This window comes from SAR202 cluster bacterium, from assembly GCA_016872285.1.
GTDB lineage: Bacteria > Chloroflexota > Dehalococcoidia > Lucifugimonadales.
In genome coordinates, this window is the sequence record VGZZ01000062.1 from 1 (window position 1) to 12374 (window position 12374).

General features: G+C 61.9%; 9 protein-coding genes, 1 tRNA gene and 1 pseudogene. 3 read left to right on the top strand and 8 right to left on the bottom strand.

Going from position 1 to position 12374, the window contains the following annotated elements:
- Positions 1 to 196: 196 nt before the first annotated feature.
- Positions 197 to 397 carry a hypothetical protein gene (locus tag FJ320_12045; GenBank protein ID MBM3926685.1) on the bottom strand — a complete coding sequence of 67 codons (201 nt, stop codon included), beginning with the start codon at positions 395 to 397 and terminating at the stop codon, positions 197 to 199.
- A 170-nt stretch (positions 398 to 567) separates the two neighbouring features.
- Positions 568 to 906, bottom strand: a complete 339-nt coding sequence (locus FJ320_12050) for a hypothetical protein (protein ID MBM3926686.1) — start codon at positions 904 to 906, stop codon at positions 568 to 570.
- Here FJ320_12050 and FJ320_12055 point away from each other — a divergent pair.
- The 3 genes from FJ320_12055 to FJ320_12065 all read left to right on the top strand — a co-directional run bounded on the left by FJ320_12055 (position 905) and on the right by FJ320_12065 (position 2197).
- Complete coding sequence (locus FJ320_12055) at positions 905 to 1468, top strand: hypothetical protein (GenBank protein MBM3926687.1); 564 nt, start codon at positions 905 to 907, stop codon at positions 1466 to 1468. The genes FJ320_12050 and FJ320_12055 overlap by 2 nt on opposite strands.
- Before the next feature lie 279 nt (positions 1469 to 1747).
- The gene (locus FJ320_12060) at positions 1748 to 1990 is read left to right on the top strand and encodes a hypothetical protein (GenBank protein ID MBM3926688.1); all 243 of its coding nucleotides are present in this window, start codon (positions 1748 to 1750) and stop codon (positions 1988 to 1990) included.
- A gap of 132 nt (positions 1991 to 2122) precedes the next feature.
- Positions 2123 to 2197 (top strand) — tRNA-Gly (locus tag FJ320_12065).
- Between the two features lie 56 nt (positions 2198 to 2253).
- Here FJ320_12065 and FJ320_12070 read toward each other — a convergent pair.
- The 6 genes and pseudogenes from FJ320_12070 to FJ320_12095 all read right to left on the bottom strand — a co-directional run bounded on the left by FJ320_12070 (position 2254) and on the right by FJ320_12095 (position 12017).
- Positions 2254 to 3432: a site-specific integrase gene (locus tag FJ320_12070; protein ID MBM3926689.1), complete on the bottom strand. Its 1179-nt coding sequence runs from the start codon at positions 3430 to 3432 to the stop codon at positions 2254 to 2256.
- Between the two features lie 2240 nt (positions 3433 to 5672).
- A pseudogene (locus FJ320_12075) lies at positions 5673 to 5798 on the bottom strand (energy transducer TonB).
- Between the two features lie 200 nt (positions 5799 to 5998).
- The gene (locus FJ320_12080) at positions 5999 to 9496 is read right to left on the bottom strand and encodes a hypothetical protein (GenBank protein ID MBM3926690.1); all 3498 of its coding nucleotides are present in this window, start codon (positions 9494 to 9496) and stop codon (positions 5999 to 6001) included.
- 102 nt (positions 9497 to 9598) lie between these two features.
- Positions 9599 to 10447 carry a hypothetical protein gene (locus FJ320_12085; GenBank protein MBM3926691.1) on the bottom strand — a complete coding sequence of 283 codons (849 nt, stop codon included), beginning with the start codon at positions 10445 to 10447 and terminating at the stop codon, positions 9599 to 9601.
- Positions 10448 to 10531: 84 nt separating this feature from the next.
- Positions 10532 to 11092: an IS1595 family transposase gene (locus tag FJ320_12090; GenBank protein MBM3926692.1), complete on the bottom strand. Its 561-nt coding sequence runs from the start codon at positions 11090 to 11092 to the stop codon at positions 10532 to 10534.
- A gap of 28 nt (positions 11093 to 11120) precedes the next feature.
- Positions 11121 to 12017 carry a WD40 repeat domain-containing protein gene (locus FJ320_12095; protein MBM3926693.1) on the bottom strand — a complete coding sequence of 299 codons (897 nt, stop codon included), beginning with the start codon at positions 12015 to 12017 and terminating at the stop codon, positions 11121 to 11123.
- Positions 12018 to 12374 lie beyond the last annotated feature (357 nt).

Below are 12374 nucleotides of genomic sequence, written 5' to 3' on the forward strand. Positions count from 1 at the left end.
GGTCGATGGTGACCCAGGCCTTGAGCTTGGGTTCCAGGCGGTCGATTTGCTTAAGGCAGGCCCCGGCCAGGTCGACGGGAGAGAGCTTGCCTGCGTCGATCTGCTTGGAGGCCTGGCCGATGGTGAGGAAATTGGGCTTGGTCATGGATGACTCCTGGTAACTATATCGCTTCGCTCGGCCCACACCCACAAAGGTTTACGGATGGTTGTGCCACATAAAGGTGGGCGTTTCCTCAAAATAGGGGAGACGCTCGTAGATTTTTTCCATGTGGGCGGCGTGCTCAACTATGGTGGACTGGAGGAGCTGGGCGCGCCGCGCGCCCCAAAGTCGCGAGGCCTGGCGGGTGGTCTCCTTGGCGATAGACTCTTTGGACTGGGGGTCGCGTTTGGCGGGCATGGGGCCCTCCTGCGTAGGGGCGAGAGTGGTATGGCTAGATTAAAGGGGCTAGATGGAGGGGTGTCAAGGCGCAGCCCAAGAATGCGTTGACAAGGGATAGAGAGCCGAGCGCTTAGGATATCCTGGCAATACTGACCTTTAAGTTCTCAGCGCTCCGAACAGCGAGGGTGCTACAATCCGCCGACTATGATGTGCTTGCGGCGGGCAATACTCTTCATCGCGGTCACATTTTTAATAGCCGCGTGCGAAACCACGGCGTCAACTCTTAGCCCTGCCGCAACGCCCACTCCGACGTGGACACCCTTCCCGTCTCCAACACCCACATTTAGGGCGATACCGACGGCTATCGCAATGCCGACCGCGACGCCTGCCCAGACAGCGCCGGCGGAGCGAACACTCACTCCTAACCCCACGGCAACGCCTACGGCTACTCCCACGAGGACATCGCCACCTTTGCCGCCAACACCAACGGCCACGCCAACACCGAGCCCAGCTTTGCCTGCCGTCATGTATTCAACCTGGTGGTCGCAGCAGATGCAGCGGGGATGTAAAGATCGAGAATCGGTAGAGTTCGGCGCGCCACCGCTTAAGATGGAAAACATAATAAACATCGCGCCGTACGGCTTGATGGTCGGCGCCCACGTCATCCCCAGCGACCATCAAGGATACGCTTTCGGCGAACAGGGCCCCGACCCTCGCTACGACGTGCTGTCGGTGGGCGACGGCGCGATAGTGGAGATTACGGTACGGCGGGTGAGCGTTGATACTGGCCAGTCCAGCAGCCCGCAGTACCACATCACCATCCGCCATTCGTGCTCGATTGTCACGCAGTATGACCTCATCGACGAACTGGCGCCGGACATCGCCGCCCAGATGGATGGCCTAAAAAGAGGGGTGTCGATCCCCATCAAAGAAGGCAAGATAATTGGAAAAGCGGGCGCGTCCAGCCAGGGAGTTGATTTGTGGGTTGCCGACCTGCGCACACTAACTGAAGGCTATGTAATCCCTCAGCACTACGAGGCGGAGCCGTGGCGGCTCTATGCCATCGATCCTTACTCGCTCTTTCGGTAGCCGCTGCGCTCAGAACTGCGGGCAAAGTCGGTCCGCCAGGCGGAGCCGCTGGGCGGGCGCGCGGACTACGACATCGACGGACGTCTGATCGGAGGTTGGTTTGTCGAGAACACCAACGGGTACGCCGGCCTGTCGCAAAGCAGTTTCTTCAAAACACATCTGGCGGTCACTTACCACGCGTACGACCCCACGGCGGTCATCGTGTCGCTGGGCGACTTCCAGGGACAACCTCGCCAATTCTGTGTAACGGATAACGGCCCTGATCCGGCTCAAGTGAGCGTGGCCACGGGGCTTGTGAAATATGAGCTGCGGCCCTGGGGATATATCAACCAGCAGAACGGTCGAAGCTGGAACTATAAAGAGTCCTTCGATGGGTTCCGTGTGCAGCCGATGGGGGATGTCCAAGGCACGGTGCTGATGCAGATGTTGGACGCGCGAAGGCTCAAGATAGAGATATTCCCAGGTAAGGGGGCGAACGAGGTCCAGGGCTTCACGGCGAAGGCGGCAGTGTACGAGCGGTAGCTATGGGGCCAGGTTATGAGACGGGCCGGGAAGCGCCGCAGCGTGTTCCAGGTGAGTAGTCCAGAAGGCGTCACGGAGTGAAGGAAACGAGCGTTGACAAGGGTATGGGAGGCCGATAACATGCGATACAGGGCGGGCGTAGCTCAGGGGCAGAGCATCTGCTTCCCAAGCAGAGGGTCGTGGGTTCAAATCCCATCGCCCGCTCCAGTGATTTAGATACAAAAAGGGCCTCTGGAACATCGCCAGAGGCCCTTTCATTTGGCTCACTGTACCAGTTTTTGTACCAATTGAGGCTGGATTAGTTCTTCTGTCATGGATTTTCTCGCTCCATTTAGCCCTTCCTCGAAACGGAGAGCTGCGGCTTCTTGGAGTCCTGGGGCCAGATGGCTGTAAACGTCTAGTGTTACCTCAATACGGCTGTGTCCTAACCTTTCCTGGACAATTTTCGGATGGACGCCCTGTTTGAGCATTAGTGAAGCGTGGGCGTGTCTGGCGTCGTGAAGCCGGTAACCCTTTAGTCCAGCGCGGCGCATGGCTTTGGTGAAAGCTCCGCTAATTCCCCTGGGGAGTATGGGTCGTCCATCGCGATAACTGAACACAAGGCTTGCCTCATTAACGGCATGTCCTTGCAGAAGCCCATCAGCCTTTTGGCGCTCAAGCAGTGACCGCAGTATCAGAACATTTGATGGGGTAAGGCTGACTAAGCGCCTGCCTTTGGCTGTTTTGGGGTCCTGGTAGATAGACTGACCCCCCTTGGCCCGATATACACTCCGGTTTACATACAGGGTAGCCATGTCTAGGTCAATGTCCATCCATTTGAGGGCTAGAAGCTCGCCACGACGGAGGCCGGTAAAGAAGGCGGTATAGATGGCTTCGTAGTATTCAGTCTCCTTGCTGATTTCCAAAAGGCGATGAACCTCATTGGCGTCAGGGGCGCGTAGTTCTCTTCTCTCAGGTCTCGGTGGGGACACAGCCTGGCATGGATTACGGAAAATGAGATTACGGCGCATGGCATCATTGAGGGCCTTGGAAAGGCGTAAGTGTGCGTGCTGGACTACACTGGCAGAGACGCCTTCCCGCAGCAGTGTAGCCCATGCTTTGTCGATGTCTTCAGGGGTAAGTCTGGCTATTCTGATTTGACCTAGGACTGGGACAATATGGTGGCGCACTGTGGTCTCGTAATCAACATAAGTTTTGGGTCGAACCTTGTTCTTGGCGTTGTCCAGCCACCCCACAAGGTAGTCTTTTAGTAAGACGCGCGAGGAGACTAGAGGAAGGCCCTGGTCTTGTTTTCTTTCCAGTTCACGAAGTTTTTGTCTTGCCGCGTCCCTTGTTCTTCCGTAAACGGCGTACCTCTTTCCTTCGTGGCTCAGGCGTGCTACCCACAGACCGTCCTTCCTCAAGGTTATTGATCCCTCCTGGTTCCCTCTGCGTGTCGCCATTAGGCCCGACGAATCGCTGTAGAAACCGCTCAGAAGGGGAAAAGGCTTAGACACCCTGCAAGCATCAGACTTGGAAGCGAGCCCTATGGCAACGGGCTGAAGCGCAGGAGACGCGTGGAAAACTTGACTTCTCCTACCCACAGGTAGCTCCCATCAAAAGAGAAACTGAAGGGTGCAAAGAGCGTGTTTCGCCCGATCTCATACCTGTATCTGTGGAGGTTGGCCCCTAGGATGACGTCTGCTGGCTTGCCAGCCAGGGCGTCCTGGATGTTGCGCCAGATGTGCACTCGGTTAAAGCCTCCATCCACCAGAAAGAAGTGGCCGCCTGCTGTCCCTGCCGCTGGTACTCCATTAAAGGTGCCTACGCCGCCTATGGAGACCGGCTTGGCGGCAGCGCTGAGAGTGTCCACCTGATAGACAAGGGCCTTGTGTTTGAAGTTTTGAGCCACCGTAAGATAGGTGCCATCGCTGGATAGCTTCCCCGGCTCCTCAACGTCAAGGACAAAGGCGGGTTCGGAGTTCTGCGATGGGATCCCATTCCAAACGTAGACTTTGTTGTTACTGGCATCGGCCAGATAGAAGTACTTGTCGTCCATGGCAACGCCCACCAGCTTACCGAAGCGGACACTACCTATCATGCGGATGAAAGTAATGTCGGGGAGTTTGCCGGTGACAGGAAGCTCCTTCCATACGTAAACTACGTCTATTCCAGCAAGGGCCAGGTTCTCTTTCCACAGTGCAATGTCTGCGGGCCCAGTAGCCAAGGCATATACCAAGTCCGGGTGGGCACCGCTCTGGTCCGGCAAGTTCTTCCACACATAGAGCTTCCGGTCAAAATCGGAGCCTACGAAGAGGCTCTTGCCATTGGAGGCAACAAGCCCATTCTGAATGATGAAGTTGGTCTCCAGGGTGCTAGTGGCGAGGTCAGGGCTACCGATGACGAAGTCGGGAACCTGGTCCGGCCGAGTGGGGGTAGCGTTGTAGCCTACTACCATGTTGCCGTTGCCGCAGGACACGTAGAGTCTGCTACCAGCGACGGCGACTGCTTCGTAGTCTCCTGGGCTGAAGCACGACCACTTGGTCAGTGTAAGGTCAGGTGCAGCGGTAGCGTCCTTGGGGACCGTATTCCAGACGCGCAGCGTGCTGTCCATTGTAATAAGCTTCCCATCCGAGGTGAAAGTCCCCCGGAACCACTTGGTGTTGTATGTGAGATAGAAATCAAAAGGCTGGTCGTCGGCGGTGGGGAAGGTCTTCCAGACAAAGCTCCCGAAGGAGGGCTGCCCTTCGACTCTGGCGTTATGGTCGCCGACGATGAGGGACTTACCATCACTAGTGATGTGTCTGGGTGTGCCTATCTTGCCGCCGCCCTTCAGCAAGAGGTCAGCGGGTTGATCGCTCTTTGTAGGAAAGGTGTTCCAGATGAGGATGCCACCATGCTGGGTGCTGGATACCACTAACTTCTCCCCGTTAGTCCAGACTCCCCATGGCCAGAAAAAGCGGCTCTTGGACACCTCACCTCCTCCTTCAAGATTAGCAATACCCCCTATGGCCAGGTCGGCGGGGATTCCGCTCCTGGTCGGAATGGTGTTCCAGATGAGGATGCGATAGTTGTTGGTATCGGCCACCACCAAGCGATTGCCGCCCATGGAGATACTCACTGGCCAGTTCATCTGGTCCAGTCCTGTACCAGGGTTGTTGTTGATGAAGTCCTGCTGTCCCAGCACCAGATCCGGTGGCACGTTGTCCGTGGGGAGGCTGTTCCATACGAGCACTCGGTTGTTGAAGATGTCAGCTACGAAAAGGTGTGTGCCGTCCGTGGCAATACCACCAGGGTGGTTGAAGACCAGCGGCCCGCCCGCGTTGTTAAAGTCAAACCCTGACAGAAGGATATCAGCGTTCTGGCCAGTCTTGAAGAAGCCGGAGGTATTGCCTGGAGCGACGCGATAAGTGGAGTCAACCTGCTTCACCGACACCTCGTCTCGGTAGCTAAGCAGAGTGGTGATACTAGCTCCCAGCCGCAGCAGGCACACTGCGGCCATATCGTTGTCTCTGCCGCCGATAGGCTCCCGCCCTGAGCGAAGGGCATCAAACTTTGACTGGCCAAGGAGGCCCGCAGCACAATCGTCGAACCCTGTCGGCACCCGAATGCTCCCTCTCCCCGCGAGGATCTCCCTGGTTACGTTTGCCTGGTAACGCTCCCGCGCCTGTTCTATCTCGGATGCTGAGGGGAGCACAACCCGCGTTGGTGTAGGCGTTGGGGAGGGGGTCGGCGTGGGCACTCGTGTAGGGGTGACGGTGGCCACAGTTGGTGTGGACGTTGGAGCCGGCAGCGGCGTCCGTGTAGGTGTAGGCACGGGCGTTGGCGTCGCAGCAACCGTGGACTGGGACGTGGGCGTCGCGGCCTGCGGCATCGGCGTCGGCGCGGGCGGCGCCTGCTTCCCGCCGCACGCCGCAACGAGCAACGCGATACAGAGGCCTATCAGGACCCAACGCATTCTTGTCATGTCGTAGTTCCCCGATTGGCGGCTGGATTATGACTTTACCCAAGAGAATTTCGGGATGACCTCTACCGCGCCCTGACCGAGACAGCAACCTCCATGGTGCGGCTGTCGGGGTTGCCGCTGTTGTCCAGGACGATGACGTAGTCCCCCGTGGCGTTGATGGTGATGCTCTCCTGGGTCAGGATGCTGCTGACGTTGCCGCTGGCCAGCACCGTGCCATCGGGCGCCTTGATCTGATAGGCAACGCGGCCGCTGCCTGCGCGGTAGGTGAGGCCGACGTTTGCCCGGGAGGAGACCGCGGCGTCAAAGGGGATAACCAGGGTCAGGACCTGACCTGGGGCCAGGGCGAACTGTTGGGTGTGCTCGCCGGTGGCGAACTCCGGTAGCCGCTGCACGGTGGGCCCGGGGGTGGGTGTAGGAGTGGGCGTGGGCGAGGGCGTGGGCGTGGGCGAGGGCGTCGGTGTAGGTGCCGGTAACGGTGTCATAGCTGGCGTAGGAGTTGGTGTCGGGGTGGGTGTGGGCGTCACGCCAGGCGCCGGGGTGGGTGCAGGCGTTGGCGTGGGCGTAGCGGTCTGCGTCGGCGCGGTGCGGGCTGTCACGGAGAGGGTCACCCGGGTGGTCCGGGCCCGGAGGGTGCCGGAGTTGTCCAGCGCCACCACGTACTCGCCCGTCACGTTGACAGGGAAGGCCCCCTGGACGATGTTCTCGTCCTGTCCGCTGTCCAGGGTTCCGCCGTCGGGTGCCAGGACCAGGTACTTCTGGGTGATCTGGGTGAGGTTATATGCCACCCGCGCCGCCCTGGTGCTGTCGCAGGGTACCAGAAGACGGAGGATGGATCCCGCCGGGACGGTGAACTCCTGGGAGTGGTCGCCAGTGCACCAGTCGGCCAGGGTCTGGCTGGTGGTGGGGGCCGCCGGGGGTGCCTCCAGGGCGTGGCCCTCCAGCAGGACGGCCACAATCTGGTTGATCCGGACCTGTCGGTTGTCGAAGATGAACTTGTACTCGCCTTTCTGCGTCACCGGGAAGCCGCCGGCGTGGGTCCCGCACAGGACGACGCCGTCCAGGGCCTTCCCATCGGGGCTGACGACCGCCATTACCAGCGACTGGGGTCCCTCGACGACGCCCACGCTGTACCCGGCCCACGGCGTCTTCGCCGGGTCCAGGTCCAGGCTCAGGGTGAGGACCTGCTTCGCCGGAACGGTGAAAGCGCCCAGGCGCAGGCCCGGCTGCTCCAGGAGGCTCACCTTCTCCGGCTCCTTGTCCAGGTCGATGGGATCGGGTGGCACCCAGCCGGGCCGCCGGGAGACGGTCCAGGTGAGGAAAACGGTCTTGGCGACGCCGGTCTTTTCGGTGAGGATGAGCTGGTAGAGGCCGGAGATGGGCGGGTCGAAGGCGTCGGCGGCGTGACCGGAGACCCTTCCGCTGGCGCCCACGGTGCGGCCGTCCGGGCCCACCACCCGCAGGTCCACGGTTTCGTCCCCCCCGAAGACGTCCACCACGTGGCGTACCTGCCCCACCAGGTTCCGGTCTACCCGGAGGCCCAGGGTGAGGTTGCCCGGTCTGGGCAGGCCCAGGCGGGCGTTGTGCTCCCCAATGGTCGAGGCGGCGTCCACCTCGTCCGGGGTGCAGGCGGTCGGCGCGGTGGGCTCCTTGCCAGCGCCAACGGAGACTAGGATGCCGCCTGTGGCTGCGTTGTCCCCCAAGTCGAAGCCGGTGACGGTGATGAGGTAGTCGCCATCGGGCAGGGGCCCGCGTTGCAAGGTTGAGCGGTCAACGGGCACCGGCTCTGTTGTGTAGGTGGACAGCTTCGGGGTCAGGAGGTACGGCTGGAAGGTGGACGCGTCCCCCGGCAGCAGGGCGCCCAGCGCTCCACCCACCACCTCGAATCCACCGATGAGCGTGCCGGCCTTTTCGTCATAGATGAAGTATGCCTCTGTCTCCCGAGCCAGGGCGGCCTGGCGGTAGCGGCCAAAGACCATCCGCTGTCCCGGCTGCCACACGACGGTGAACACCAGCTGGGGCTCCTTGCCGCCGTGAAGGTACCAGCCGGTCCCGTCGAAGGTGTAGGCGTAGTCGTTGATGGGCTGGTACGTGCGGCGCTGCTCCTCAAAGCTGAATAGCACCTCCTGCTGGCCCAGAAGCCCCACCACTCCCACCACAACCCCCGTCACCATGGTCTCGTCGGTCACCCTGCCGGTGACCTTCGCCTGGGTGCGGCCGGGGGTGACGGAGGCCGCATCTATCTGCGGCTGGGGGACCACAGGCTTGGTCTTGTCTCCTTTCGCCGCCTTGGTGAAGGCCCGGACTAGCTCCGGCCAGGCGGTCTCTTTAGTCTTGGCCAGCTGGGCGTAGGTCGCGACGTTAGTCTGAGGCAAGCTCTGCGTGATGGGCAGAAAGAGGGTGAGCCCGCTCAGGGCTGTGCCTTTGTAGCCGTCACCGGCGACAGTGTAGGGGACGGCCTTTCCCATCGCCTCCTTCAGGGCGGCGGCGCTGCTGGTGATGCGGGAGTCCCTGGTGGCCTTGGCCGCGTTGTCGGCCAGCAGTCCCAGGTCGAAGGCGCCACCGGGATCGGTGAGCCACTGGCGTCCGAAGGAGGGGGTATCGAAGCGGGCCTTGCCGAACACCTGGCCCAGGCGCGTGAGCTGCTGGGCGGTGCCCGGCCCGGCCTCCGCCAGGACGTACCGGTCCAGGGCACCGACGAAGGCTTTGAAGGCGGAGGCAAGCTGGGGCACCTGCTCCAGGTCCACCACGCTCAAAGTGCTGTAGAGCCCCTGCTGGGGCTTATTCTTTTTGAGGTTGGCGATGTAGCCGTCGGCCACGGCCTTGGCCAGGTTCAGGGCGCTCATGGACGGGTCCCTGGTGAGGGGTCCCAGCAGGGCGGTGTAGTCCCACCCCACGCCCGGCTCCAGCTCCTCCGACGCCACGAGCACCTTGGCGAAAGGCTGGAGCTCCAGGGCCACCTCCACCGTGGCCATCAGGCAGGCGTCGAAGCCCAGGAGGTCGAAGGTGACGCCGCCCTCCTGGAGGGCGGCGGCCATCGCCGGCAGAGACATGGGAGCCTCCTTGCCGGCGCTGTCGTCGGTGGCGAAGCCGACCCATCCGGCGCCGTGGTCCCACAGCACCAGGGCGTACCGCCTGGCCGGGTAGGTTCGCTTGCCCCAGGCGATGAAGTCGGCCAGTGTCCTGGGGTCGCTCATGTCCACCTGGCCCAGATTGGCCACCTCGGTGAACTTGCCCCGCTCCACATACAGGCGCTTGGCGCCGCTCCACGGGGCCAGGTTGGCGATGGCCTTGTCCACGTTGCCTCCCCGGTCCACCTGGGCCACGACGCGCACTCTGTCGGTGGAGCCGACCTCCGCCATCTGCTGGAGGTTGGTGAGGGCGAAGGGCTCCAGGTTGTTGTCGGCGGCCACGTACACCAGGGCCGTCCACTCAGCGCCGCTGGGTGGGGGTTGCGCGGGGGTGGGAGTTGGCGAGGCCGTAGGCACTGCGAGGTCGGAAGGCCCTCCGCCCCCGCACGCCGCCGCCAGGGCAGCCAGGGCCATCAGAAGACTCACCAGCAAGAGGACCGGGGACCACCTCTTCAGAGCGATGAATGCCTCCTCTACACAAATAAGACGGTGGATGGCCGGGAAAAGTTCCCCTTTTTCTCCATGTCACTGTCCCTACGGAGTCGTAGCGGTGAGTGGGGTCGCATTGTTCAAGTTGTTGCCTATGGGCATGGTGAAGCCGGTCGATTGCTGAATGATGTTGGCGCCCTTCTGAAAGGGGCCGACCAGGCCGAGGTTCTGGCCCGCTTGGGCAATGGCGGGTGAAGCGGTGGCCCCGCCGACGTTGCGGATGGTGAAGATCATCCAGTCCCAGGTCTCGCCAGGATAGGGGGCGCCCCGGTTGAAGTCGACGACCCCGCCGCCGGCGTCCCCTGCAACCATATAGGGGTTGCCCCACTTCCAATCGCCTCGCGGGTCCTGGTACCACCACGTGCCACCTACCCACAGGTCGATTTTGTCGTTGTTCGTGATCTGGCCGGTCCTGCCGCAGCAGCGGTGGATCTTGAAGAACGTTGGAGTCCACGCAGTGTAGCCAAAGTTCCTGGGCCACACAGCCTGGAAGAACCCGTTGTGGGCAATGAGCACCACCCAGTCGTCGTGCATCAGATTCCCACCGTTGAAGTCGAAGAGCAGGAAGGTCTCCCACATTTGCGGCTGGTTCCGGTTCGCCCTGATCTTGTTATCGGAGTCGGCCGAGACCCACTGGCCCCTGGCTGCCTGGAGCTGCACGATGTAGAAGGTGGAACCACCGGCTCGGGTGGGGTCTTTCGTGCTCTCATCCAGAGGGTTTGCCTTTCCCAGCTGGAGCGCTTTGACATCAACCTGGGGCTCTACCTTGGGCACCTCCGTTGGCGTGGGCGTGGGCGTGGGGGCTGCCTGTCCCCCGCACGCCGCCGCCAGGGCAGCCAGGGCCATCAGAAGACTCACCAGCAAGAGGACCGGGGACCACCTCTTCATAACCATGAATGCCTCCCCTACACAAGATGGGTATAGTCGCATTCCAGCCAGGAAGTTAGTATACACCAGCTTGAGGAGTTGCTGCGACTGTTATTTTCGGGAGAGATGGCGGTGGTTGTAACGCCAGACATGCTCGGCCAAGTAGAGGGGCAGTCCTTCCTGCCGGACGCCCCCCTTGGCTGCCAGGCGGCGCTCCAGGTAGCCCCAGAAGCCCTCCAGGCCGTTGACGTGACCGCCCTGCCGATCGCTGAAGCTCTGGCTGTGGTCCACCAGCCGATGGACATAACCTCCTGCCGCCAGCCCCGTGTAGCTGGTGAAGGTATCCGAGCAGTCCACCGAACCAACGGCGACCTGCTGGTGGAGCAGGGGCAACAAGGTCTTCGCCTCCACGTTGGGCACCACCTCCGCCCACACCTGACCCCCACGGGCCAGGATGCCGAAGACGGCCTGTTTGGTGGTCCCTCGGCCTCGCTTGGTGCCCTGGGCCCGCCTGGAGACATGAAGTCGCGGTCGTAGCCGACGCAATCGAGTTGGCGCTCGCCGCGGACGGCGCATCGCCGTCAAAGGCCGAAGCTGGTCTCGTGGCATAGGCGGGCCTAAAACCCACTCACCTTGAGAGGGACGCGGCGAACGTAGGAGCGACAGGCCCATCCTGATCGTCCTTCTGCGTATCGTGCTCTCACGGCGCAACCGGGATCGAGAACTCGAATACGCTGCCGCCGATGCATGCAGCGGCCGCCTTTACTGTGCCTGAGTAGCTCGGCGCCAGTCGCATTGTGAGGAACTGGCCCCTGGGGAATGGGCTCAACGTGTTCTGGCAGTACTGGTTCAGGTCCGGGGTGTAGCTCCAGATGACCCGTCCAGTATCATCGAGCAGCCAGAAATCACTCCGCCGAAGCTCTGGATCGTAGGAAGTCACAAACACGAGCATGCCGTCCGCCGTCATGGCCGCGACGGCGTGTGGGAAGCGCCGAAACCAGAGCACCTCTCCCTGCCGATCGTAGACTCGGACGCCAAAGCCCCAGTCGCTGACCAGCACCCGCTGTCCATCGGCACTGATGCTGCCGCCGGTGACAAAGGCGGTGTAGAAGTCCCTGCTCCACTGGACCGCGCCGGTCCGTGCATCCCAGAGGCTGAACGTCCCGTCCTTGCCGCCCGAGCCAACGAGCGTGCCACTGGTGTCCATGGCAATGAAGAAAAACGGCCAGAACTCGTTGTTGCCGGTCCATCGGGTTGTCCCTGTTGATGAATCGACGAGGTGAAGTTTCCAGTCTCCAGCCCCAACGGCGAGCGCAGTGCCATCGGGCGTGAAGCGCAGCGCCCGGATCTGGCCGCCGAACGGTTTGGACCAGAGGACGTCTCCCGCGAGGTTGAACATCACGAGCCAGCCGTTGGATCCGCCCGCGGCGAGGCGTTGGCCGTTGGGACTGAACGCCGTGGCGCCGCTGGTGAAGAACCCCCCGCCAAGCTCGCTGTTTGGCGGGTAGAGCCCGTTCCGGTCCTGGGCTCGGTCGGTCGACCAGAGGACCCCGCCGGTCAGTTGATCGATCAGGTGCAGCTTACCGTGCCAGTCCATGCCGGCGGCGTATCTACCATCGGGACGCAGGCCGCGGGCCTGATCTCGGGGATCGGCGGGACAACCATCGTGGTGCTCACCTACCTGAGATCACGGGCCCTCAGAAGCGTTACCTAGGGCCAATCGACCATTAGACGCTCGGGCCAGCATCGTAAAGCCTGCAGACTTCTCTCAATTGTCGATTGGCCCCGGGCGATAGGACCGCCGCGATCGTGATCGGTCGAACCAGCAAGTGGCTCAGCGTTCGTAGGTCCGGGCGGCCGAGGTGAACGACTCGATCTGCTTGGCGTTCTTGCCCGGGAACACCTCCACCTTGACCAACCGTGGTCCGGTCATCTCGACGAGCGCCACCCCGAC